Origin of the sequence: Asanoa sp. NPDC050611, assembly GCF_040654855.1 — a bacterium.
Classification (GTDB): Bacteria; Actinomycetota; Actinomycetes; order Mycobacteriales; family Micromonosporaceae; genus Asanoa.
The window spans coordinates 1-21,782 of the sequence record NZ_JBFAIU010000108.1 but is presented as its reverse complement, the minus strand read 5'-3'; the positions used below and the strand labels follow the sequence as shown (position 1 = coordinate 21,782).

Annotated in this window: 23 protein-coding genes; 13 read left to right on the top strand and 10 right to left on the bottom strand. The window is 72.5% G+C overall.

Going from position 1 to position 21,782, the window contains the following annotated elements:
- Positions 1-145 precede the first annotated feature (145 nt).
- The gene (locus AB0H87_RS18585; RefSeq protein WP_360146564.1) at positions 146-967 is read left to right on the top strand and encodes an SAM-dependent methyltransferase; all 822 of its coding nucleotides are present in this window, start codon (positions 146-148) and stop codon (positions 965-967) included.
- Positions 968-980: 13 nt separating this feature from the next.
- On the opposite strand, the gene AB0H87_RS18580 is transcribed toward AB0H87_RS18585, so the two are convergent.
- A complete protein-coding gene (locus AB0H87_RS18580) occupies positions 981-2,189 on the bottom strand; it encodes a DUF418 domain-containing protein (protein ID WP_360146561.1) in 1,209 nt (402 codons plus the stop codon).
- A gap of 84 nt (positions 2,190-2,273) precedes the next feature.
- Between AB0H87_RS18580 and AB0H87_RS18575 the strand changes: the two genes are divergently transcribed.
- Both AB0H87_RS18575 and AB0H87_RS18570 read left to right on the top strand, forming a co-directional pair.
- The gene (locus tag AB0H87_RS18575) at positions 2,274-2,843 is read left to right on the top strand and encodes a TetR/AcrR family transcriptional regulator (protein WP_360146558.1); all 570 of its coding nucleotides are present in this window, start codon (positions 2,274-2,276) and stop codon (positions 2,841-2,843) included.
- 49 nt (positions 2,844-2,892) lie between these two features.
- On the top strand, positions 2,893-3,516 hold the full coding sequence (locus tag AB0H87_RS18570) for a DNA-3-methyladenine glycosylase 2 family protein (protein ID WP_360146555.1): 624 nt from the start codon (positions 2,893-2,895) through the stop codon (positions 3,514-3,516).
- Here AB0H87_RS18570 and AB0H87_RS18565 read toward each other — a convergent pair.
- Together AB0H87_RS18565 and AB0H87_RS18560 are read right to left on the bottom strand one after the other, a co-directional pair.
- Entirely contained in the window at positions 3,513-3,962 is a 450-nt protein-coding gene (locus tag AB0H87_RS18565) for a hypothetical protein (protein ID WP_360146552.1), read from the bottom strand. The genes AB0H87_RS18570 and AB0H87_RS18565 overlap by 4 nt on opposite strands.
- 23 nt (positions 3,963-3,985) lie before the next feature.
- Positions 3,986-5,083 (bottom strand): beta-eliminating lyase-related protein, encoded by a 1,098-nt coding sequence (locus AB0H87_RS18560; RefSeq protein ID WP_360146549.1) that lies wholly within the window; start codon positions 5,081-5,083, stop codon positions 3,986-3,988.
- 172 nt (positions 5,084-5,255) lie between these two features.
- Here AB0H87_RS18560 and AB0H87_RS18555 point away from each other — a divergent pair, with 172 nt between their 5' ends.
- Positions 5,256-6,092 carry an MBL fold metallo-hydrolase gene (locus AB0H87_RS18555; RefSeq protein WP_360146546.1) on the top strand — a complete coding sequence of 279 codons (837 nt, stop codon included), beginning with the start codon at positions 5,256-5,258 and terminating at the stop codon, positions 6,090-6,092.
- A 52-nt stretch (positions 6,093-6,144) separates the two neighbouring features.
- Here AB0H87_RS18555 and AB0H87_RS18550 read toward each other — a convergent pair whose 3' ends face one another.
- A complete protein-coding gene (locus AB0H87_RS18550) occupies positions 6,145-7,572 on the bottom strand; it encodes an RICIN domain-containing protein (protein ID WP_360146543.1) in 1,428 nt (475 codons plus the stop codon).
- Between the two features lie 204 nt (positions 7,573-7,776).
- Between AB0H87_RS18550 and AB0H87_RS18545 the strand changes: the two genes are divergently transcribed.
- The 3 genes from AB0H87_RS18545 (at position 7,777) to AB0H87_RS18535 (ending at position 10,375) form a co-directional block, all read left to right on the top strand.
- The gene (locus AB0H87_RS18545; protein WP_360146540.1) at positions 7,777-8,325 is read left to right on the top strand and encodes a QsdR family transcriptional regulator; all 549 of its coding nucleotides are present in this window, start codon (positions 7,777-7,779) and stop codon (positions 8,323-8,325) included.
- Between the two features lie 65 nt (positions 8,326-8,390).
- Positions 8,391-9,764: an alpha/beta hydrolase domain-containing protein gene (locus tag AB0H87_RS18540; RefSeq protein ID WP_360146537.1), complete on the top strand. Its 1,374-nt coding sequence runs from the start codon at positions 8,391-8,393 to the stop codon at positions 9,762-9,764.
- A 14-nt stretch (positions 9,765-9,778) separates the two neighbouring features.
- Positions 9,779-10,375: a DUF4240 domain-containing protein gene (locus tag AB0H87_RS18535; RefSeq protein ID WP_360146534.1), complete on the top strand. Its 597-nt coding sequence runs from the start codon at positions 9,779-9,781 to the stop codon at positions 10,373-10,375.
- Here AB0H87_RS18535 and AB0H87_RS18530 read toward each other — a convergent pair.
- Together AB0H87_RS18530 and AB0H87_RS18525 are read right to left on the bottom strand one after the other, a co-directional pair.
- Positions 10,372-11,145, bottom strand: a complete 774-nt coding sequence (locus tag AB0H87_RS18530; protein WP_360146531.1) for a hypothetical protein — start codon at positions 11,143-11,145, stop codon at positions 10,372-10,374. The two genes, AB0H87_RS18535 and AB0H87_RS18530, sit on opposite strands and share 4 nt — an antisense overlap.
- Entirely contained in the window at positions 11,142-12,053 is a 912-nt protein-coding gene (locus AB0H87_RS18525) for an ATP-binding cassette domain-containing protein (protein ID WP_360146528.1), read from the bottom strand. The genes AB0H87_RS18530 and AB0H87_RS18525 overlap by 4 nt, the downstream gene beginning before the upstream one ends.
- A gap of 86 nt (positions 12,054-12,139) precedes the next feature.
- On the opposite strand from AB0H87_RS18525, the gene AB0H87_RS18520 reads away from it, so the two are divergent.
- The 3 genes from AB0H87_RS18520 to AB0H87_RS18510 all read left to right on the top strand — a co-directional run bounded on the left by AB0H87_RS18520 (position 12,140) and on the right by AB0H87_RS18510 (position 14,369).
- Positions 12,140-13,216 carry a sensor histidine kinase gene (locus AB0H87_RS18520; RefSeq protein ID WP_360146525.1) on the top strand — a complete coding sequence of 359 codons (1,077 nt, stop codon included), beginning with the start codon at positions 12,140-12,142 and terminating at the stop codon, positions 13,214-13,216.
- Entirely contained in the window at positions 13,213-13,869 is a 657-nt protein-coding gene (locus AB0H87_RS18515; RefSeq protein ID WP_360146522.1) for a response regulator transcription factor, read from the top strand. Before AB0H87_RS18520 ends, AB0H87_RS18515 begins: the two co-directional genes overlap by 4 nt.
- A 104-nt stretch (positions 13,870-13,973) precedes the next feature.
- The gene (locus tag AB0H87_RS18510; protein WP_360146519.1) at positions 13,974-14,369 is read left to right on the top strand and encodes a hypothetical protein; all 396 of its coding nucleotides are present in this window, start codon (positions 13,974-13,976) and stop codon (positions 14,367-14,369) included.
- Positions 14,370-14,479: 110 nt separating this feature from the next.
- Here AB0H87_RS18510 and AB0H87_RS18505 read toward each other — a convergent pair whose 3' ends face one another.
- Both AB0H87_RS18505 and AB0H87_RS18500 read right to left on the bottom strand, forming a co-directional pair.
- The gene (locus tag AB0H87_RS18505) at positions 14,480-15,796 is read right to left on the bottom strand and encodes an FAD-dependent oxidoreductase (protein ID WP_360146516.1); all 1,317 of its coding nucleotides are present in this window, start codon (positions 15,794-15,796) and stop codon (positions 14,480-14,482) included.
- Complete coding sequence (locus tag AB0H87_RS18500) at positions 15,793-16,686, bottom strand: ferric reductase-like transmembrane domain-containing protein (protein ID WP_360146513.1); 894 nt, start codon at positions 16,684-16,686, stop codon at positions 15,793-15,795. The genes AB0H87_RS18505 and AB0H87_RS18500 overlap by 4 nt, the downstream gene beginning before the upstream one ends.
- Before the next feature lie 276 nt (positions 16,687-16,962).
- On the opposite strand from AB0H87_RS18500, the gene AB0H87_RS18495 reads away from it, so the two are divergent.
- Both AB0H87_RS18495 and AB0H87_RS18490 read left to right on the top strand, forming a co-directional pair.
- On the top strand, positions 16,963-17,895 hold the full coding sequence (locus tag AB0H87_RS18495; RefSeq protein ID WP_360146510.1) for a DUF4142 domain-containing protein: 933 nt from the start codon (positions 16,963-16,965) through the stop codon (positions 17,893-17,895).
- A 50-nt stretch (positions 17,896-17,945) separates the two neighbouring features.
- A complete protein-coding gene (locus tag AB0H87_RS18490) occupies positions 17,946-19,040 on the top strand; it encodes a Pecanex-like protein 1 (RefSeq protein ID WP_360146507.1) in 1,095 nt (364 codons plus the stop codon).
- Between the two features lie 89 nt (positions 19,041-19,129).
- On the opposite strand, the gene AB0H87_RS18485 is transcribed toward AB0H87_RS18490, so the two are convergent.
- Positions 19,130-20,044 carry an SDR family NAD(P)-dependent oxidoreductase gene (locus AB0H87_RS18485; RefSeq protein WP_360146504.1) on the bottom strand — a complete coding sequence of 305 codons (915 nt, stop codon included), beginning with the start codon at positions 20,042-20,044 and terminating at the stop codon, positions 19,130-19,132.
- A 114-nt stretch (positions 20,045-20,158) separates the two neighbouring features.
- Here AB0H87_RS18485 and AB0H87_RS18480 point away from each other — a divergent pair, with 114 nt between their 5' ends.
- On the top strand, positions 20,159-20,704 hold the full coding sequence (locus AB0H87_RS18480; RefSeq protein ID WP_360146501.1) for a TetR family transcriptional regulator: 546 nt from the start codon (positions 20,159-20,161) through the stop codon (positions 20,702-20,704).
- On the opposite strand, the gene AB0H87_RS18475 is transcribed toward AB0H87_RS18480, so the two are convergent.
- Positions 20,698-21,782, bottom strand: a 1,085-nt coding sequence (locus AB0H87_RS18475) for a glutamine synthetase (protein WP_360146498.1), incomplete at its 5' end; no start/stop codon positions are given. The two genes, AB0H87_RS18480 and AB0H87_RS18475, sit on opposite strands and share 7 nt — an antisense overlap.

The window sequence follows — 21,782 nt, the reverse complement described above, 5'->3', positions numbered from 1 at the left end:
AGCCACACCCCCCCGCCGATGTACCCGCCCGGGCCCGGCGGGGGGGCCCGGCCGCCCGGCCCCCCCCCGGCCGGGGGAGCGCGGCCGGCCGGATGTCGCTACGCTGCGTCTGCGCAGAGACGCTCGCCTCTTGAGGACGGCCGACATGACGGAGCACGCGCACCTGGTCGACGGCGACGACGCGCCGCCGGCGATCGACACCACGACAGCGCACTCGGCGCGCATCTGGAACTACTGGCTCGGTGGCAAGGACAACTTCGAGGTCGACCGGGCCGTCGGCGACGAGATCCTCGGCATCCTGCCGGACGTCGCCGACCTGGCGCGCGCCTCGCGCGGCTTCCTGGAGCGGTCGGTCACGTTCCTGGCCGAGTCCGGCGTGCGGCAGTTCCTCGACATCGGCACCGGGCTACCGACGGCCAACAACACCCACGAGGTGGCCCAGGCGATCGCGCCCGAGTCGCGGATCGTCTACGTCGACAACGACCCGCTGGTGCTCGTGCACGCGCGGGCCCTGCTGGTCGGCAGCCCGGCCGGCGCCACCGCCTACGTCGAGGCCGACCTGCGCGACCCGGCCCGCATCCTGGCCGAGGCGGCGAAGACGCTCGACCTCACCCAGCCGGTCGCCATCACGCTGATGGGCATCCTGCACCACGTCACGGACACCGCGCAGGCGATGGCGATCCTCGGCCGGCTGACGGCGGCGGTGCCCTCCGGCAGCTACCTCGCGCTCTCGCACGCCACCAACGTGATCCACGGCGCGGCCTCCGACGACGTCGTCAAGCAGTGGAACGAGGTCGGCGGCGAGCCGATCCTGCTGCGCAGCCCGGAGGAGATCGCCGGCTTCTGCGCCGGGCTCGAGATCGTCCCGCCCGGCGCCGTCTCGGTGTCCCGCTGGCGTGCCACCGAGGTCGACGGGGTGCTGCCGCCGGAGGTCGACGAGTTCGGCGTGGTCGCCCGCAAGCCCTGACACCGGCACCGGATCAGGCCGTCCGCCGCCACTGTGGACGGCGCGCGTTGGTCGCTGCGCGCAGGACCCACTCGACCGGGCCGTACCGGTGGCCGGCCAGCCAGCGGGCGCTGAACACCGCCTGCGCCGCGAAGACCGCGACGGCGATCCCAACCGCCGCCGGCGGTGACACGTCGCCGATCAGGCCGAAGCCCCAGCCGGTGAAGATGACCGCGCAGACCACCGACTGCGCGAGGTAGTTGGTCAGCGCCATCCGGCCGGCGGGTGCGAGGGCGCCCGCGACGCGGTGCCCCGTCGGGGTGCCGAAGAACCGCAGCAGGGTGGCGACGTAGGCGGCGGCCAGCAACGGGCCGGTCACCACGGTCAGCGCGACGGCGACCATGTTGAGCCCGGTCGTGCCGCCGGTGCTCGCGAACACCGCCGCGCCGGCCAGGCCCACGGGATAGCCGACGAGCTGGACGGTGCGCAGCGCGCGGCGGTGCCGGTGCGCCTCGGCGAGCACGCGGCGCTTGCCGGCGGCGAGGCCGACCAGGAACGCGGCCAGCGCCGCCGGGGCCTGCACCGACGCGAGCGCGGACAGCATCTGCGGCATCGAGCGCAGGTGCTCGGCGATCACGGTGGCCGGGCTGCCTTCCAGGGCCGCGGTGGACCGTTGCCCGCCGGCGAGGGCGGCGGCCGTGTCGGTGGACGGGCCGAGGCCGCCGAGCGAGGCGAGCGCGATGAACGCCGCCACCACCACGGTCAGCACGACGGCCGTGATCATCGCGGTCCGTGGGCCGACCCGGCGCATCGCGAGCAGGACCAGGCCCAGCACGGCGTACGTCGTGAGGATGTCGCCGTGGAAGAACAGCACCGCGTGCGCGGCACCGAGCACGAACAGCGTGGCCAGCCGACGCAGCATCCGCGCCCGGAACGACGCTCCGGCACGCGCCGCGGAGTCCATCTGGAGCGTGAAGCTGTAGCCGAACAGGAACGAGAACAGCAGGTAGAACTTCATCTCGAAGGCCAGCGCGACGAACCATCGGACGGCATCGTCCACACCGGACGAGAAGGCCGGGTCGTCGACACCGTGCCACGGATAGGCGGTCGCGAAGAACGCGATGTTGACCACGAGGATGCCGAACAGCGCGAAGCCGCGCAGCGCGTCGACGTCCAGGATGCGGCGCGCGGCCGTGCCCGGTCGGGCCGGGGCGGCGGCGGAGGAGACCGAGTGGTTCGTCATGCGGACGAATATACGGACGTCCTATACATCTGTCTATGACGTTTGTATAGGACACTTGTTTATCAGTCCGCTAGACTCGCCACCGTGGGTCATCGGGAACAGCTGCTCGAGGGCGCGAAGCGCTGCCTGCTCGAGCGCGGCTACGCACACACGACCGCGCGCGACATCGTCGCCGCCTCCGGCACCAACCTGGCGTCGATCGGCTACCACTTCGGGTCCAAGGAAGCCCTGCTCAACGCCGCGATCATCGAGGCGATGGACGAGTGGGGCACCGAGCTGGAGCGGGCCGTCCAGGTCGACCCGGCCGCCGGACCGATGGAGCGGCTCGAGGCCGTCTGGGCGGGCGTGGTCGAGTCGATCGCCGCGCATCCGCGGCTGTGGTTCGCGAGCGTCGACGTGCTCACCCAGACCCTCCAGAACCCCGAGCTGGCCGACCGCCTCGCCGCCGCGATGCAGGCCGGGCGGACGGGCTTCACCACGCTGGTGCTGGGTGATACCGCGGACGACGCGGAGCCGCCGCCCGCGGTCGGCGCGCTGGTGATGGCCGTGATCACCGGGCTCACGGTCCAGTGGCTGCTCGACCCCGAGCGGGCGCCCAGCGCACAGGACCTGGTCGGGGCGCTGCGCGCGGTGGCGGGCGCGCCCGAGCGCTGACCCGGCGGAGCTACCGTTGATCCATCGGCCGATGGGCGGGGGTGGGCCGGTGGCGAGGATTTCGTTGGACAGCGCGACCAGCGAGGTCGCGGCCCGGGACCGGGCGCTCGCGACCCTGGTGGCGAAGGTGGGTCCGATCCGCTACCTGCCGCGCTTTCCGGACGGGCCGTTCGGCATGCTCGTCCGGTCGGTCATCTCGCAGCAGATCTCGGCGGCCGCGGCGCAGGCCATCATCGGCCGGACGGCGGCCGCGATGGGCGGGCTGTTCACGCCCGAGGGCTTCGTCGCGACGTCCGACGACGCGCTGCGCGAGGCCGGGCTGTCCCGCAACAAGGTGCTCTCGGTGCGCGACCTGTCGGCGAAGGTGCTCGACGGCACCGTCGACGTCAGCCCGGCCACGAAGCAGTCCGACGCCGAGGTGGTCGAGCGGCTGACGAAGGTGCGCGGGATCGGCCGCTGGACCGCGGAGATGTACCTCATGCACTGCCTGCGCCGGCTCGACGTCTGGCCGGTCGGCGACCTGGACGTCCGCGAGGGCTACGCGCTCACGTGGGCCGTCGAGCCGATGCCCACGGCGACCGAGCTGGAGCCGCTCGGCGAGCCGTTCCGCCCGTACCGGTCGGTGGTCGCCCGCTACTGCCAGGAGGCCGTCTTCCTGCGCCGGGCGGCCTAGCTCCGGCCGTTGCGGGCCTCGATCGCCTTGACGGTCTTCGCCAGCTCGCCGCCCAGCACGCGGGCGCCGGCCACGCTCAGCAGCGCACCGAGGGCGCGGCCCTTGAGGTTCTTGCCGTCGCGCACGACGACGACGTCCACATTGGTCGTCCCGTCGGCCTGCGGCGTCAGCGTGTAGGTGTGCCCGGACCGGTTGCTCCAGATGTTGGAGTCGGTGGTGGTGAGGACCACGTGGTTGACGTCGGACCAGTCGTAGCGCAGGCGCTCCCAGACGCCGCCGGACCCCTCCGTGACGTCGGCCTGGGTCGGGCCCTTCTCGTGCACCTTGAGGTAGCCGTCGGCGCTCCGGCCGAAGATCTCCGACCGCCCGGGACCGAAGTCGGTCAGCGCGGCGACGAACTCCTGCGGTGTCGAGGTGGTGGTCTCGTGCATGCGGATGGTTGCCATGGTTGCTCCCTCCGGACTCCAGCCTAGTCCCGGGTGGCGACGCGGCGGAGGAATCTCGCGCCCGCCTCGAGGACGTCCGCGGCGGTCCAGTCGAGGGCCGGTGCGGCCACCGTGATCTCGGCCAGCGCCATGCCCGGCACCTCGGCGTCCTGCCAGCCGGCGGCGAACCACACCTTCTCCTCCTCGGCGAGCGCGACCGCGGCGTCGTTGAGCGCGTCGGCCGGGTGCGGCAGCCAGAGCCGGAAGCGGTGGGTGTGCGGCGGTTCCGGGAAGACCCGCGCGCCCGGCAACGTGGCCAGCGCCGCCGCGACCGTCCGGGCGTGCGCGACGTAGTCCGGGATACGCGGCAGCTCCCGGTCCAGGCCCGCGAGCGCGGTGAGCGCCGCCGGCCACTGCTGGAACGCCTGTCCGCCGAACCGGTGCCGCCAGACCCGGGCGTACGCGGCCAGCTCGGCCGTGCCCGCGAGCGCCGCGCCGCTGATGCCGCCGACCGTCTTGTAGAACGACACGTAGACGCTGTCGGCCAGGCCCGCGATCTCGGCCAGGCCGTGCCCGAGGTGCGGCACCGACTCCCAGACGCGGGCGCCGTCGAAGTGCACGCGAGCGCCGACCGCGCGGGCCGCCGCCGCGGCCTCGGTCAGCTCGTCCCAGGTGGGCAGGACGAAGCCGGCGTCGCGCAGCGGCAGCTCCAGCAGCACGGTGCTGACCGGCTCGGCGATGGCGGTGATCTCCGCGGCGGTCGCGTTGCGCGGCGCGGTCGTCGGCCAGACCGCGTGCAGACCGCTGAGTCGGGCGTACGCGTGCCGCTCGTGCAGTTCGAGGTGGCTGAGCGGATGCAGCGCCACCGCCCGGCTGCCACCCCGGTCGGCGCCGTAGCGCAGCGCGACCTGCTGGGCCATCGTGCCGGTGGGGAAGAAGACGGCGGCCTCGGTGCCGAGCAGGCCCGCGACCCGCTCCTCCAACGCGGTGACCGGGCCGTCGCCACCGTAGAAGTCGGGCAGCTCGTCGAGCCCGTCCAGGTCGGCCAGCCGCTCCCGCATGGTCAGCGGCCGCTCGCCCGAGAGGATCCGGTCGCAGGCCCGCATCGCGGCGACGCGACGCTGCCTCGTGTTGTCGTGCATCGGCCGATCCTCGCAGCATGACCTCCGGGCATGCGTACCCGGTCGGCTCGTGGCATCGTGGTGCCGGCGAGGAGGCGCGTCATGAACGAGACGGCGGTGCTGGTCCCTGATCCGCCCGGACCCGCCACGACCAGCCGCCATCGGTGCGAGCCTGGGGTCGAGGGGGTTCGTCATGGCAACACTCGCATACGAGACATTCGTCGCGCCCGCCACGCCGGTGGTCTCCGACGACCTGCCCGCGGGCGAGACGCGGGAGATGTGGTCCCCGATCAGCGCGACGCTCATCCACGGTGACCGTGAGGCGGTCCTCGTCGACGCGCTGCTGACCGATCAGCAGGGGCACGACCTCGCCGACTGGGTCGAGGCGTCCGGCCGGGAGCTGACCACGATCTACGTCACCCACGGGCACGGCGACCACTTCTTCGGCGCCGCCGCCGTGCTCGAGCGGTTCCCGGACGCGCGGCTGGTGGCCACCCCCGAGGTGGTCGACGTGATGCGCGCCAACCTCGAGCCGGACCGGCTGGACGGCTTCTGGCGGACCAGGTTCCCGGACCAGATCACGGATCCGGTCGTGGCCGAGACGTTCGACGGCGACATCGAGCTCGAGGGGGAGCGGCTGATCGCCGTGCCGCTCGGACACAGCGACACCGACCACACCACGGCCCTGCTCGCGTCGTCCATCGGGCTCGTCGTGGCGGGTGACAGCGTCTACAACGGCGTCCACCTCTACCTCGCGGAGGCCGGCGACGGCGGGCTGGACGGCTGGTTCGGCGCCCTCGACACGATCGACGACCTGCGCCCGCGGGCGGTGGTCGCCGGGCACAAGGCGCCCGGCGCCGGGGACAGCCCGGCCGACGTCGACGCGACCCGCGACTACCTGCGCGACTGGGCCGAGGCCGTGCGCCGCAGCACCGACACGCAGGAGCTCTACGACACGATGATCCGGCGCTACCCGGACCGGATCAACCGGGCGGTCGTCTGGCACTCCGCCGAGGCGGCGAAGGGCTGACGCACGCCGGCGCGGCGACGGTGCCGCCGCCGCGCCGGGTCGTGCGTGCCGGTCAGACAGAGATCCGTCCGGCGCCCGCGTTCGCCGTCACGCTGCCCTTGACGGCGCTCGCGCTCTCCAGGGAGTACGAGTAGGGGATGCTGGACACGGAACCGCCGCCGCTCTCCGGCGAGCCGGAGCCGGTGAAGTAGTTGTTCCGCGCGACGATGGCGCCGTCGTCCGAGTCGGCGTAGCCGACCAGGGTGGGCTCGTCGACGCCCTCGAAGTAGTTGCCCTCGACCAGCACGCCGGCGCCCATCGTGGACGCGACGCCGTACTCGTTGTTGTTGTAGTAGTTGTTGTAGACGTGCACGGGGTTGCCGAAGCGGACCCGCGGGTGGCGGGTGCCGGAGCCGTCGAACCAGTTGTGGTGGTAGGTGACCCGCAGGTGGCCCCGGTCCTCGCCGGCGTTGTCGTCACTGTGACCGAGCAGCATCGACTTGTCGTGCCCGTACACCCGGTTCCAGGAGACCGTCACGTAGTCCGACGCCCGCTTGACGTCGACCGCGCCGTCGTACCCGTTGGTGAAGCTGTTGTGGTCCACCCAGACGCGCGTCGAGTACTGGACGTTGACCGCGTCGTCGTCCCAGTCGCGGAACGAGATGTTGCGGATGATCACGTTGCTGGCGTTGGACACGTTCAGGCCGCAGCCGGCGATCGTCGCGCCGGAGTTGCCGAGGATCGTCTTGTTGGAACCGACGGTGATCATGCCGGAGCAGGAGATCGTGCCGGAGATCCGGACCACCCGGGCCGTGCTGCCCGAGACCGCGCTCGACAGCGCCGACGAGGAGTTCACCGTGGTGGCCGACGCGCTGCCGCCGCCGGTCGTGCCGCCGCCCTGGGTCGCCCAACCGACGAGGCCGGTGGGCGGCGTGCCGCCACCGCCGCCTCCGCCGCCGCTGCCGACCCGGTTCAGCGACCACTGCTGGTTGAACCCACCGAGGTCGGCGTACTGGGAGATCGCGCCGCCGTCCGCGGTCGACCACTCCCAGACGTCGAGGGCCTTGCCGCTGTGCCGGTTGAGGAACTTGACGAACCCGCTGTCGGTGTCGCGCACGGCGAAGTGCTGCCGCGTCGTGCCGTTGTCGGAGTTCGCGACGAGCTGCGTGCCGTCGTTGGCGTTCGGCAGCTCCAGGAACTTGCCGCTGTGCCGGGAGCGCAGCTTGTAGTAGCCGTTGCCGGCGTCGACGAACTGCCACTGCTGCGCGTTGTTGTCGTTGCGGGTCCATTGCACGATGGGCGCGCCGTCGGCCGTGTTGAAGTTGTAGAGATCGACTGCCTTGCCGCTGTGCCTGGAAACGATCACGTAGTAGGCACCGGTGTCGATGGTGGCCGCTTGCGCGGGTGCGGCCACCACCTGCGTGACCGCGACGGCTGCCAGCAGGCCGAGACCGGCTGCCAGCAGGGCGCGTACGCGGCGCGCGGGAGCGGAGCGTTGCATGGGAAAAGACCTCCGTTGCGGACTGGCCGGCGGGGCTGGTCGCCGGCTCACTGGGACTCGCATAGGAAAGCGCTTTCCTCGGGCAACGTAGGCGTTTATACCGATGTTCGTCAATGCTTTGGAATGTGCAGGAAGTTTGCAGTGCGTTCGGATGATGGCACGACGCGGTGGAGATACGGGTCTGCGCGGCATATGGTCACCCCTATGCGGGTGGTCAGCCGGGAGCGGGTCGTCCAGGGCGGCTGTGCGTTCTTCCTGCGAAACGCCACTGTGGACATGGACGGTCTCGCCGGCAGCCTGTCGGTCAGCCGGGCCACGCTCTACCGCGTGGTGCACGGCCGCGACCCGCTGCTCGGCGACGTGCTGTGGCGGCTGGGCGCACGGATGCTGGCCCGGGCGCGGGCCGAGACGGCGAGCGAGGGCATCGACGGCGTCCTGGAGACGACCCGGCGGTTCGCCGACCGGGTCCGGCACGCCGAGCCGTTCCGGGCGTTCCTCGAGGCCGAACCGGCGACGGCGGCCCGGGTGCTGTTCACCCCGGCCGGCGACGTGCACGCCAGGGTGGTGCAGGCGCAGCGGGACATCCTCGCCGAGGCCGTCGACCCCAGCTGGTCGCCCGGCGACCTCGACGGCGCCGCGTTTCTCTACGTGCGGGTCGTCGAGTCGACGCTCTACGCGGACCTGCTCGGTGGCCGCCCGGCCGACGCCGGGACCGCGGAACGGGCCGCCCGGGCGGTGCTGGAGGCCTGCTGAGACGGGTGTCGCAGCTTCGGTGCGCGCGGTAGCCGCTCACATCGACGACTGCTTATGGTGCCGGCATGAGCCGTCCCTGGCGCCGCGCCGCGCTCGCCCTCGTCCTGCTCACCGCGTCGCTGACCGTTTCGTCCGGGCCGGCGGCGGCCTCCGACGGGCGCGAGCCCGTGGCCCGACCCACGGTGCGGGGCCCGATCCCCGGCGCCGTTCCGGGCGATCGCCTGGCCACCAACCTGGCCGACACGTACCCCTTCTTCTCGACGCCGTTCGACCTTGCCCGGCACGGCTACGTCGAGGAGGAGTTCTACCTGTCCGGCGTCGCCGACGGCTGGGACACCGCCGGCAACCGGGTGGCGACCGACGTGCCGTACCAGACCCGGCTCGTGGTCCGCCGCCCGGCGAGCGCGCGGCAGTTCAGCGGGACCGTCCTCGTCGAGTGGCAGAACGTCACCGCGGGCTACGACCTCGACGCCCTGTGGAACGCCGAGGCGACCACCCGCGCCGGCCACGCCTGGGTCGGCGTCTCCGCCCAGCGGGTCGGCGTCGACCAGCTGCGCGGTTGGAGCCCGACGCGCTACGGCGCCCTGGACGTCACCGGCGGCGGCCGGTTCGTGACCGACGAGCTGTCGTACGACATCTTCGCCCAGGCCGGGAAGGCTCTGGCCGACCCGCGCGGTGTGTCGCCCCTGGGCCGGCTGACCGCCCACACGGTGCTGGCCATCGGCGCCTCGCAGTCCGCGTCGCGGATGACGGTCTACTACGACAAGGTGCTGCCGCAGGTGCGCCCGGTGTACGCCGGCTACGGCTTCATCGTCGGTTCGGCGCCGACGCGGGCCGGCGCCGAGCCGGTGTTCCAGGTGCTGTCCGAGACCGACGTGCGCACGCCGGTGCGGCCGGCCGACACCGACCGGTTCCGCCGCTGGGAGGTGGCCGGCGGGGCGCACAGCGGCTACAACGGCCAGGTCTACCGGGCGCCGATCCAGGAACGCGACCTCGGCGCCGCGCCCGTCTACACCTGCGCCCAGCCACCGTTCAGCCGGATCCCGGTGCAGCACGTGACGGCGGCGGCGTACGCACACCTGATCCGCTGGGTGCGGCAGGGCACCCCACCGCCGACCGCGCCGCCGATCGAGTTCAACGCGGACGGCACCAAGGCCCGCGACGCCCTGGGCCTGGTCCGCGGCGGCATCCGACTGTCCCAGCTGGCCGTTCCGACGGCGCTCAACACGGGCGACAACGCGGGGGAGTCGTTCTGCTTCCTGTTCGGCACCCACCGGCCGTTCGACGAGGCCACTCTGGACAGTTTCTACCGCACGCACGTCGGCTACGTCGCCCGGGTGGTCGCCACGGACGTCCGCAACGTGGCCGCCGGCTACCTCCAGCCCGCCGACGCGGCCGAGAACCTCAGGGACGCCCTGCGCTCCGACGTCGGCCGCTGAGGCATACTCCCGGGGTGCTGACGAGCGAGTTCTGGTCCCTGGTCGAGGGTGCGCGCGCGGACGCCGGCGAACCGTCCAGCGCGGCGGTCGGCGCCGCGCTGGTCGACCGCCTCGCCGGCCTGCCGCCGGCCGGCCTGCTGGAGTTCGACGAGTGCTACTCCCGCGCCACCGGCCGCGCTGACCAGTGGGGCCTGTGCGCGGCGGCGTACCTGATCTGGGACCACCTCTCCGACGACGCGTTCATGGACTTCAAGGGCGGTCTCGTCGGCCTCGGCCAGGAGGCGTTCGAACGCGCCGTCGCCGACGCGGACAGCCTCGCCGACCACCCGACCATCCAGGCGATCGCGGCTCGCCGGATCGAGCCGTTCACGCTCAGCGGCGAGGCGATCGGCAGCGCCGCGGCCCGGGCCTACACGAACCGGACCGGCGACGACGACGCGTTCTGGGAAGCGCTGGACGCCTACGAACCCACCCGGCAGGAGGCCGACGAGCCGGCGGGAGAAGCGTGGGACGGCCGCTTCGGCGGCGCCGGTGACGTCGCACGGATCCCGTCGCGGCTGCCCCGCCTGCATGCCCTGTTCCGCCCGGCCGCCGCCACGGCCACGCGCTAGGCGTCCCGGCGGCGGAACAGGGCGCCGGCGCCGGCCACCGCGAGCGCGACGAACACCGCGAAGACGGCGCCCGAGGGCCAGCGGGTGAACAGGCCGACCTCCTCGGCCAGGCCGCCCGACGCCTCGCCCGCCGCGCTGACCAGCTGCAGGCCGGCGGTGAACGGCAGGTACCTCACCACCGGCAGCAGCCAGTCCAGGGCCGGCGCGTACGACAGCCGGAAGATGAGCTGTTCGACGATCATCGGCGTGACCAGGAGGACCACCAGCGCGCCCGGCACGCCCCGCAGCAGTTGGCCCAGCGCGACGCCGAGCACCGCCCAGAGCACGCCCAGCAACAGGTAGCCGAACACCGTCACATCGGTCAGGCTCGGCATCGACGCCCAGAACGGCCGGGTGACGGCGACGTTGACCAGGATCGACACCGCCGTGACGGCCAGTGCCGCCGCGCCGACCACCAGCACCTTCGCGGTGAACAGGCGGATCCGTTGCGGCACCGCCGTCAGGGTCGGCTGGATGGTGCCGTAGCGGTACTCGTGGCCCGACGCGAGCACGCCCAGGGCCGCCAGGAGGACCACCGCCATCGGCACCGGCAGGTTCGACCCGCCACCGGTCACCGCGGCCACCACCAGATCCCGGGGTGGGTCGTCGGGCTCCAGCCAGGCGATCATGAGCGCGATCACGGCGTTGAGCACCAGGGCGAAGCCGATCAGCCAGTACGTGGACCGCAAGGTGCGCAGCCGCACCCACTCGAAGCGCAACGCGTCGGTCATGCCACACCCCGCGCGACGTATTCCTCGGCGTCCCCGGTCGCGGTCATGAACGCGGTCTCCAGCGACGCGGTCGTCGTCGTCAGCTCGTGCAGCCGGATCCCGTTGTCGAACGCGACGTCGCCCACGGCGGCCGCGTCGGCGCCGCCGACCCGCAGGGCGCCCTCGTCCTCCACCGAGGTCGTCACGTCGGGGAGCGCGGCCAGCGCCGCCGCCAGCACGTCGGCCTGCGGTGTGCGCACCAGCACCGTGGACTGCGTGAACGACCGGACGAACCCGTCGACCTCGCCGTTGTAGATCATCCGGCCCCGGCCGACGACCACCAGCTCGTCGGCCATCAGCGACATCTCGGAGAGCAGATGGCTGGAGACGAAGATCGTGCGCCCCTCGGCGGCCAGCGCCCGCAGCACGTCGCGCAGCCAGTGGATGCCGTGCGGGTCCAGCCCGTTGGCCGGCTCGTCGAGGATCAGCGTGCCCGGGTCGCCCAGCAGCGCCTGGGCCAGGCCGAGCCGCTGCGCCATGCCGAGCGAGAAGCCCTTGGGCGCGCGGCGGGCCACCTCGGCGATGCCGACGAACTCGAGCACCTCGTCGACCCGCGCGGCCGCGATGCCGCTGCCCGCCGCGAGCATGCGCAGGTGGTTGCGGGCGCTGCGGGTCGGGTGGAACGCCTTCGCCTCGAGCACCGCGCCGATCTCCCGCATCGGGTGCCGGATCGTGCTGAACCGCCGCCCGTCGAAGAGCGTCTGGCCGCTGCCGTGGTCGAGGTCGAGCATCAGCCGCATGGTGGTCGACTTGCCGGCGCCGTTGGGGCCGAGGAAGCCGGTGACCATGCCGGGGCGCACCTCGAAGGTGAGGTCGTCGACGGCGACCTTGGCGCCGTACCGCTTCCCGAGTCGGGCAGCCGTGATCATGTCTTGTCTCCGGACGGACGTTGTGATGTCGCGTGCAGAATCGCCCAGGGTTGCTGAGTTTCCGCTGAGAGCCGAGAGTGGTGTCCGTGAAACGGGCCCTGGCCGCGCTGACCGTCGCGGCGTTCGCCACCCTCGTCGTCGACGTCGTCGCCGCGCACCGGTCCGCGGTCTCGCTCGGGCCGGCCGTCGCGTTCGTGCTCGCCGCGACGTTCGGCATCGGCCCGGTCGAGCGGCGGCCGGAACGCTGGCCGAGGTACGCGTACATCGCGCTGCTCTTCCTGCTCGGCGGCGCGGTCTTCACCAGCTCCGGTGCGTCCGTCGGCGCCACGCTGATGCTGGTCGTGCTGGTCAGCCAGACCACCCTGTTGCTGCCGATGCCGGCGGTGGTCGCGGTGGTCGCGCTGGTGCCGTTCTTCCACGCCGGCATGGCCTTCGCCGAGGGCCTGCGCGAGGGCCTCGGCCTGCTCGCGGCGGCCGTGTTCGCCGCGGTGCTGACCAAGCTGCTGCTCCGCGAACAGGCGGCCAGGGCGGCGCTGCGGGAGTACGCCATGCAGGCGGAACGGCTCGCGGCCGCGCAGGAGCGCAACCGGGTCGCCCGGGACATCCACGACGGCCTCGGGCACGCCCTGACCGTGGTGCAGATGCAGATCAAGGCGGCCCGCGCGGTGCTGGCCAGCCAACCCGAGCGGGCCGACGAGGTGCTGGCCAAGGCCCAGGGGCAGGCAGAGGAGGCGCTGCGCGAGGTGCGCCGGTCGGTCGGCGCGCTGCGCGAGCGCCAGCCGGCGGTGCCGTTGCCGGACGCGCTGAAGGCGCTGGCCGCGGAGACCTCGGCCGCCGGCGTGCCCACGGACCTCGACGTCACCGGGCCGGTGCGGACGCTGGGGGAGGAGGCGACGGAGTCGTTGTTCCGCGCGGCGCAGGAAGGGCTGACCAACGTCCGCAAGCATGCCCGGGCCAGCCGGGCCGCGCTGACGCTGGACTATTCACGGCCGGCCGCGGTGCGGCTGGAGGTGCGCGACGACGGCACCGGCACCGGTGTCCAGGACCAGGAGGGCTTCGGGCTGCTCGGGGTGCGGGAGCGGGCCGCGCACGCCGGCGGCCGGATGAGCCTCGAATCGATGCCGGGCAAGGGTTCCACGCTGTCGGTCGAGGTGCCCGGATGACCGTGCGCGTGCTGCTCGTCGACGACCAGGCCCTGTTCCGCGAAGCCCTGGCGGTGCTGCTCGGCGCGCACCCCGACGTCGAGGTGGTGGGCGAGGCCGGCGACGGCGCCGAGGCGCTCGACCGGGTCGCCGCCCTCGTACCCGACGTGGTGCTGATGGACCTGCGGATGCCGGTCCTGGACGGCGTCGCGGCCACGCGGCGGCTGCGGGTCGACCATCCGGGCGTCCGCGTGATCGCGCTGACGACGTTCGACGACGACGAGGACGTGTTCGCGGCGCTGCGCGCGGGTGCGGTCGGCTACCTGCTCAAGGACGTGTCGTCGGCCCGGCTGGTCGAGGCGGTGCTGGCCGCGGCGCGCGGCGAGTCGGTGCTGCAGCCCTCGGTCGCGGCCAAGGTGGTGGCCCGGTTCGCCGCACTGCCCGCCGAGTCGCCGGAGCCCGCCCCGCAGCCGCTCGTGGTGCCGCTGTCCGACCGGGAGCTCGACGTGGTCCGGCTGCTCGCGCAGGGACGCAGCAACCGCGAGATCGCCGCCGCCCTCTACCTGGCCGAAGGCACGGTCAAGAACCACGTGACCAACGTGCTCGGCAAGCTCGGTGCCCGCGACCGCACCCAGGCGGCCCTGCGCGCCCGCGCGCTCGGCCTGCTGCCGTGACCGGGGCATGACCCCGACCATGACCTTCGGCACCTGACGCGCAGGGGCCCGTCCCGGGAGGATCTGTCCATCGACAAGGACAGCGAATCCGAAAGGGCACCGACATGACCGCCGCAGTCCGCCCCACCCGCAAGGACCACCTTCGCTTCGCCCTGCACTACGTCGAGATGGTCGTCTCGATGCTGGTGGGCATGTTCGCTCTCGATCCACTGTGGCCCGACAGCCTCACCGGCCACGACGCCACCGGCGCGCTGGTGATGGCGACCAACATGTCGATCGGCATGGCGGTCTGGATGACCATCCGCCGCCACCCCTGGGCGCGCACCGCCGAGATGGTGGCGGCGATGTACGCGCCATTCGTCCTGCTGCTCGTGCCCTATCAGCTCGGCGCGATCGACGGCCACGGCCTCATGATGGGCGGCCACGTGCTGATGTTCGTGAGCATGTTCGCCGTCATGTGGTGGCGCCGCGGCGACTATTACCACCACGGCCACCATTGACGCAAATTTAGTGTGTCGGCGGGTTCGAACCGCTCCGGCCGACCTTATTTTTTTGCTTATCTTTCCCTTAAGTGACCGACCGTGATTTCCCTAATTCACATTGTCGCGGATCAGGCGACCGACGCGAGGCGGCGCGGAGCCGGCTCGGCGAATTCCTGGCGCTCGAAGACCTCCTGGCGCTCCGGGTTGTCCGTGCGCAGCGGCAGCGGGACGGCCTGCATGGGCGGCAGGGGGGTCGCGATCATCGCGCGGGCCAGCGAGGTGAACGCGTGCGCCGCGTTGACCGACACCAGCCCGACCAGTCGCTCGTCGCGGTGGTAGCCGACGACCACGCCGGACCGGGCCTTGTCGCGCCGGTGCCGCTTCAGCTCGCTGATCTTGACCTCGCCGTCTGGCACGAGCTCGCCGCAGACCTGGATGCGTAGGCCCCACTGCTCGGTCCAGAACCGCGGGATGACCGTGACCGGGCCGGCCTCGCCGTCCTCGGCGAGCAGCGTGCGGGCGGCGCCGCGGCCCTGCTCCAGGGAGCTGATCCAGTGCTCGGCCTTGCGGGGGGAGGGGCCGTAGCGCAGGTTGGGCCAGGTCGCCACGGCGCCGCAGGCGACGACGTCGTCGAGGCCGACGACCCGCAGGCTCGGGTCGCAGAGCACGCCGTTGGACAGGTCGATGCCGGAGTTCTCCAGCCAGCCGGTGTCCGGCCGGCCGCCGGTGGTCGCGACCACCACGTCACCGATCAGGTTCTCGCCGTCGTCGAGCTGCACCATCCAGCCGTTGCGGAACCGGTTGGCCGAGGCCACCCGGTGTCCGAGCCGGAAGTCGACGCCCTCCTCGCGCATCACGTCGGTGACGTGACCGCCGATCTCCTCGCCCAGCGCACGGGCCATGACCTGGTGTTTCGAGTCGATGACCACGCAGTCGCGGGCCATCGACCGCACGGCCGAGGCGACCTCGGCGCCGGTGATGCCACCGCCGACGATGATGACGCGCTCGGCGGTGCGCAGCGCGCGCCGCAGCGCCCACGCGTGCTCGAGGTTGTGCAGCAGGTGCACACCCGGCTCCGCGGCCCACTTCGGCATGCGCGGCGACGAGCCGGTCGCGATGACCAGGCCGTCGTACGCGAAGGATTCGCCGGTGTCCGTCTCCACCCGGTGGTTGTCCGGGTCGAGGTCCACCGCCGTCCGGCCGAGGTACCAGGTCAGGTCCTCGTCGTGGAACGGCATGCGGGTGTCCTGCGGGCGCTTGTGGCCGGTGAGGATGCCCTTGGAGCACGACGGACGGTCGTACGGGCCTTCCTTCTCGGCGCCGAGCATCGCGATCTCGCCCGGGAACCCCTGGCGGCGCAGCTCTTCAGCTGCCGCGACACCAGCGCGTCCCGTCCCGACGATCAGAATCCGCCCGTAGTCCGCGCGCCTGAACCGCCGCGTCATCGGTCTCCCCTGCTGCGTCGACGTGGACCGGCGCCCGAGCCCGCCGGAATCCGTGTGGGGCCGGTCAACGGCTGCTCGGCCGGCTCAGTGTTCTTCTGGGTAACCACCGTGGTCGCGGTCCGGTTGAGCTGGATCGCCCGCGCCGGACACACCTCCACGGCTCTGATCACGTCATTCGCCAGATTGGGTGGCACCGTCGCCTTGTACGCCAATCGGCCGTCACCCCGGAGGGCGAACACCTTCGGCGCCTCGTGCTCGCAGAAGCCGAACCGGGCACACCGGTTGCCGTCGACGTTGACCAGCAGCTCGTCGCCGATGCCGGCGGCACCGTTGCGCCGGTCGGTGGCTTCCTGGCGCCAGTTGAGCCACCAGGGCGTCGTGGTCAGCCACAACAGCACGGTGATCACGAACGAGCCGAGGACGGCACCCCAGCGCAGCCCCGTGGCCATCTCCGAGCCGGACATCAGCACGTGGCCGACGAGGAGCATGTAGGCGACGTAGTTGAACGCGTGGAACGCGCGCCAGCGGGTGTAGCCGATCTTCTTCTGGATCAGCACCGAGAGCGTGCAGGCCACGAAGAGCTCGAGCGAGATCACGCCGACGCCGATGCCGATCGGGTCGTACGGGTTGGTGAACGGCACCAGGACGTCGACCAGCTTGACCGTGCCCATCGGGCCGGCGAGCTGGGTGAACCCGTGCACGACGCCGAGCAGGACGCCGACCAGGGCGATCGTCTGGTGGATCCCGTACACCGTCGCGTGCTTGATCCGGCTCTGCGCCCAACCGTTGCGGAGCATGAGTCCCCACAGGACCGCCAGCCACAGGAGGAAGAGCGACACGAACCCAACCGTGGCCGCGACGATGTGCACGCTCTCCTGCGCATTGCGCACGGTGCTTCCTCCGTTGTTCGCAGCGGGAAGTGGGGACAACGCAAGTATGGTGCGGAGCGTCGAATTGTCAATCTGGTCGGCGTACGCGTTTCGGGGGTAGTTTTCCGTGGCCACCACGCTGTGGAACGGTCACCGGACGGTCGGTTGGCGAACTATAAATTTCGTTTAGGCGCGGCCTAGGGCTTCCTTCACTTAAGCCTTCTCTAATTGACAGGTGTTTATCGTCTTCCTTCGAGTCGAGGTGCGGCTGCGGCCGCCGACGTCGAGGGAGTGAAGGTGGAAGTCCGGCAGCTGGTCGGGTTGGGTGCGCGAGCGGTCGCACTGGCGTCGCTGGTGGCATTGTTCCCGGCGACCGCCGCGCTGGCGATCGACCGGCAACAGGCCCCGGCGGCGATGAGCCACCCGGGCCACGTCGCGGGTATGAGCCACAGCGAGCACATGGCCGCGATGGCGCAGACCACGTGGGACCTCAACCACGCCAAGCACATGGCCGCGATGACCGCCCTGCAGGACCAGAGCAAGCTGGTCTACCTCGCGCCCTCGCCGGGTCCGGAGAAGGAGAAGCTGCCGGTTCCGGTGCCACCGGACGTCGCGGTCGCGGAGAACGGCAAGTACGGCCCGCTCGGTCCATCGGACGTCGACCTGGTGGTCAAGGTGCGCCTGGCCGGCCTCTGGGAGCAGCCCGCCGGCGAGATGGCGGTGAAGAAGGGCAAGAACCCGCGGGTCAAGGAAATCGGCAAGATGATCGCGGAACAGCACGCGGTCCTCGACACACTCGACGTGCGGGCCGCCCAGCGCCTGGGCATCCAGATTCCGAACGAGCCCAATGCGGACCAGCAGTTCTGGCTGCAGGAGATGCGGGACGCGGAAGGCGACGAGTTCGACCAGATCTTCGTCGACCGCCTGCGGGTGGCACACGGCAAGGTCTATTCCGCCATCGCCTTCGTCCGCGCCGGCACCCGCAACGACCTGGTCCGCGAATTGGCACAGCAGTCCAACCAGTTCGTCAGCACCCACCTGACGCTGCTGGAGAGCACGAACCTGGTGGACTGGCAGCACGTCCCGCTGCCGCCCGAGCCCGCGGACGGGCCCGTCCCCGCCGCCGGCTACATCAAGAGCGGCGTCAGCCCCACAGTCATCTGGCTGGTGCTCGGTCTGGCGCTGGTCGCCGGCACCATCACCACGCTGCGCGTAGTCCGTCCCCGATAACAAACAACCGCAACCGCAACGGTGTGTGTCCACATGGAAGGTGACAGGGAATGACCAGAACAAGGCAGCACCCCCGCAAGAACCGGCGGTACATCGCCGTGTTCGCGACGCTGGCGGTGTTCGCCGGCCTCGTGGCCGTCACCCAGGTGTCGCTCGCAGGAAGCCGACGGGGTGACCGCAACAACAGCCTCCCGGTCTGCCCGCCCTCGGCCGCCGCGCCGGCTTCGCACGACCACAGCGACGAGCAGGACCCGTCGGCGGTTCCACCGTCCGGTGCCCCGGCCGGCGAGGTCGCCGGTGCGGCCGGCGACGGCACGTCGGCTGACGCGCCGGACGCCGACGCGCCGGAGGCCGACGCTTCCGCCGAGGCCCCCGCGGCCGAGGCCACGACCCCGGCGGCCCAGGCCCAGCAGCAGTCGCGGCGCCAGCGGGACAGCGACCGGCAGCGGTGCCGCCCGGCCAGCACGCCGACCAGCTCGACCGGTGGCTCCAACGGCGGTTCGAACGGTGGCAGCAACGGCGGCAGCACGCCGAGCACCGGCACGAGCAGTGGCACGACCACCAGCCCCACCACGACGCCGGCCGCACCGCCGCCGCTGCCGGAGACCCTCGGCAACACCTGTGAGGGCACCGAGTTCCAGGAGCACGACGGCTTCCAGAACGGCCCCCGCTGCGTCAGCACCCAGTTCGGTGAGGTCGGCGCCGTCGAGGACAACCCGACGCTGCTGATCAGCCGGGCGCCCGCCCGCGTCCGGGTCAACTCGGCGTTCGACATCCAGGTCAGCACCCGCAACCTCGTTCGTGACCGGTTCCTGCCGGCCGGCGCCGGCGGCTACTACAAGGAGAGCTCGCGCCTGACCGAGGAGGGCCTGCAGCGCGGTCACTTCCACGTCGCCTGCCGCCTGCTCAGCGGGCGCAGCGCGCAGGACCCGGCGCCGGTGCCGGCGTTCTTCAAGGCGGTCGAGGACGGCGGCGGCGGCGCTGCCCCCGACACCGTGACGGTGACCGTGCCGGGTCTGGCCGCGGCCGGTGTCGCCCAGTGCGCCGCGTGGGCCGGTGACGGTTCGCACCGCATCCCGATGATGGTGCGGGCCAACCAGATCCCCGCGTTCGACTCGGTCCGGGTCGTCGTCACCAACCGCTAGTCACAACAGAGCACTACCGCTGCGGCAGGGCCGGGCACCGGAAACGGTGTCCGGCCCCCGCGGTAACACAGTCCATTGTGTATCGGCGCCTACCGGTTCGGCCCGGTCAGCGCCGCCGACAGGTCCCACAGCCGCCGCGCCCGCTCCGGGTCGAGGGCGTAGCCGGCGACACCGCGCCGCACGCCCGGCCGGTGCGGCCCGGCCTCCTGGCAGTCCTCGAAGTAGCGGCCGGTCACGCCCGCGACCAGCGGCGACGCCGCGAGCAGCACCGAGGTCGCGGCACCCTGCGCGGTGTTCTTCCACGACACGTCGGCGCTGCCCGGCTCGAACGACGCGGGCGCGTCGGCGACCGGACCGATGTGCCGGCCGAGGTTGGTGCTGGTGATCCGGCCGGGGTTGAGCGCGTTGGCGGTGATGCCCTCGGCCGCCCAGCGCCGCGCCGCCTCGACCGCGAAGAGGATGTTCGCCGTCTTCGACTGCCCGTACGCGAGCCACGGGTCGTACGCCCGGTGCTGGAAGTTCGGGTCGTCCAGGTCGACGTCCGCGTTGACGTGCCCGACCGAGCTGACCACGACGATCCGCGCGGCGCCGGCGGCGGCGAGTGCGCCGTGCAGCCCGGTCGCGAGGGCGAAGTGGCCGAGGTGGTTGGTCGCGAACTGCAGCTCCCAGCCGCGGGCGGTGCGGAGCAGGGGAGTGGCCATGATCCCGGCGTTGGCGACAAGGATGTCCAGCGGCCCGGACCAGCCGGCGACGAACGCCGCGACCGAGTCGGGGTCGGCCAGGTCCAGCTCGGCCACGCGGCCGCTCGCGGGTGCCACCCGGCGGCCGGCGGCCACGTCGCGCACCGCGAGCGTGACCTCGGCACCCGCGTCGGTCAGCGCGCGGGCGGTGGCGACGCCGATGCCGGACGACGCGCCCGTGACGATCGCGCGGCGCCCGGTCAGGTCGACTCCCGCGAGCACCTCGGCCGCGGTTGAGGTGGCGCCGAACGGTGTGGTGATCATGGCTCCTCCTGCGGTTACGCTGTAAACGGACCCAGCTCCGCTAATGCCTCCGAGGCTAAGCGGACCCGGCTCCGGATAGCCAGCGATCCGCGTCACACCCATCTGGAGGTGCCCATGCGCGCCGACGCGCGGGCCAACTACGACCGCCTGCTCGAGGTGGCCGCGGCGGCGTTCGCCCGGGAGGGCACGCAGGCGTCGCTGAAGGCGATCGCGAAGGACGCCGGCGTCGGGATCGGCACCCTCTACCGCCGCTTCCCGACCCGGGAGCTGCTGGTCGAGGCCGTCTACCGCAACGAGGTCGAGCGGCTCTGCGCCGCCGCGCCCGAGTTGCTGGAGACCACACCGCCGGCCGCGGCGCTCGCCGGCTGGATGGAGCGGTTCGTCGACTTCATGGCCACGAAGCGAGGCATGGGCGAGGCGCTGCGGGCCCTGCTGCTCTCCGCCGAGGACCGGCTGGAGACCCGCGCCCGGTTGCGTGCCGCGATCGCCACCCTGCTCGACGCGGGCGTGGCGGCCGGCGCCGTGCGACCCGGCGTCGACCCCGACGACCTGCTGCTCAGCCTCGGCGGCATCACGCTGATCGCGGGGGAGGAACGGGAGCGCGCGTTGGCCAGCCGCCTCGTCGACCTCCTGCTGCGCGGGGTCACCGCGGCTCAGTAGCGCCAGCGGGTCGCGGCCACCACCGTCTCGTCGTCGGCGCCGTCGAAGAGCGCGATCTCGCCGCGGCGGACCGTGGCCACCGTGTCGACCAGCGCCGCGCCGAGTGCCTCGGCGAGCACCTCGTCGGCCTCGAACGCCGCGACCGCCTGCCCGAGCGTGGTCGGCAGGCGCTCGATGCCGCGGGCGGTGCGCTCCTCGGCCGTCAGCGTCGACGGGTCGACCGGCACGGGATCCGGCAGCACGGCACCGCCCGCGACGCCGGCCCGCCCGGCCGCCAGCAGGCCGGCGAGCAGGAGGTAGGGACTGGCCGCGGCGTCGACGCACTTCACCTCGAGGTTGGCCGCCGGTCCCTCGATCATCCGCAGCGCCACCTCGCGGTTCTCCACGCCCCAGCCGGCGTACGCACCGGCCCAGAGCGACGGCAGCAGCCGCAGGTAGGACGCCACCGAGGGCGCGCCGAGGGCGAGCAGCGCCGGCAGCCGGTCGAGGATCCCGGCGGCGAACGCCGCGCCGTCCCGGTCGAGGCCGGCCGGGCCGGCGCCGCCGGACATCAGGCTCACGCCGTCGCGCAGCACGCTGAGGTGCACGTGCCGGCCGTTGCCCACGGCGCCGGCGACGACCTTCGGCGCGAACGTCGGGCGCAGGCCGTGCGCGGCGCTGACCGCGCGGATCGTCTCCTGCGTGAGCACGACCGTGTCGGCGGCGCCCACGGGATCGTCCGGCGCGAGCGCGACCTCGAACTGGCCCTGCGCGTACTCCGGATGGATCTGCTCGACCGCCACGCCCTGCGCCGCCAGCGCCGCGAGCACCTCGCGCAGATAAGGCGCCAGCTCGACGAGCCGGATCATGCCGTACGCGGGACCGGTCGTGGCCGGCGTGAACCCGTCGCCCGGGCCGCGCGAGACGCACCACTCGATCTCGAACCCGCACCGCACCTCGAGCCCGGCCAGCCGGCCCACCTCGCGCTGCAGCAGCCACCGGCCGTCGAGCGGGTGCGGCTCGCCGGCCTGGTCGAAGCGCAGGCCAGGGTCGTCGGCACCAGGGACTGCTGGTCGCAGTCGCGGGTGATGCAGGCAAC

Excerpts from the sequence above, each read along its gene's own strand:
- AB0H87_RS18555 (WP_360146546.1), top strand. The coding sequence starts at position 5,256 with ATGGCAACACTCGCATACGAGACATTCGTCGCGCCCGCCACGCCGGTG.
- AB0H87_RS18505 (WP_360146516.1), bottom strand. The coding sequence starts at position 15,796 with ATGACGCGGCGGTTCAGGCGCGCGGACTACGGGCGGATTCTGATCGTC.
- AB0H87_RS18580 (WP_360146561.1), bottom strand. The coding sequence starts at position 2,189 with ATGACGAACCACTCGGTCTCCTCCGCCGCCGCCCCGGCCCGACCGGGC.
- AB0H87_RS18480 (WP_360146501.1), top strand. The coding sequence starts at position 20,159 with ATGCGCGCCGACGCGCGGGCCAACTACGACCGCCTGCTCGAGGTGGCC.
- AB0H87_RS18585 (WP_360146564.1), top strand. The coding sequence starts at position 146 with ATGACGGAGCACGCGCACCTGGTCGACGGCGACGACGCGCCGCCGGCG.
- AB0H87_RS18485 (WP_360146504.1), bottom strand. The coding sequence starts at position 20,044 with ATGATCACCACACCGTTCGGCGCCACCTCAACCGCGGCCGAGGTGCTC.
- AB0H87_RS18560 (WP_360146549.1), bottom strand. The coding sequence starts at position 5,083 with ATGCACGACAACACGAGGCAGCGTCGCGTCGCCGCGATGCGGGCCTGC.
- AB0H87_RS18545 (WP_360146540.1), top strand. The coding sequence starts at position 7,777 with ATGCGGGTGGTCAGCCGGGAGCGGGTCGTCCAGGGCGGCTGTGCGTTC.
- AB0H87_RS18525 (WP_360146528.1), bottom strand. The coding sequence starts at position 12,053 with ATGATCACGGCTGCCCGACTCGGGAAGCGGTACGGCGCCAAGGTCGCC.
- AB0H87_RS18540 (WP_360146537.1), top strand. The coding sequence starts at position 8,391 with ATGAGCCGTCCCTGGCGCCGCGCCGCGCTCGCCCTCGTCCTGCTCACC.
- AB0H87_RS18510 (WP_360146519.1), top strand. The coding sequence starts at position 13,974 with ATGACCGCCGCAGTCCGCCCCACCCGCAAGGACCACCTTCGCTTCGCC.
- AB0H87_RS18530 (WP_360146531.1), bottom strand. The coding sequence starts at position 11,145 with ATGACCGACGCGTTGCGCTTCGAGTGGGTGCGGCTGCGCACCTTGCGG.
- AB0H87_RS18515 (WP_360146522.1), top strand. The coding sequence starts at position 13,213 with ATGACCGTGCGCGTGCTGCTCGTCGACGACCAGGCCCTGTTCCGCGAA.
- AB0H87_RS18550 (WP_360146543.1), bottom strand. The coding sequence starts at position 7,572 with ATGCAACGCTCCGCTCCCGCGCGCCGCGTACGCGCCCTGCTGGCAGCC.
- AB0H87_RS18565 (WP_360146552.1), bottom strand. The coding sequence starts at position 3,962 with ATGGCAACCATCCGCATGCACGAGACCACCACCTCGACACCGCAGGAG.
- AB0H87_RS18490 (WP_360146507.1), top strand. The coding sequence starts at position 17,946 with ATGACCAGAACAAGGCAGCACCCCCGCAAGAACCGGCGGTACATCGCC.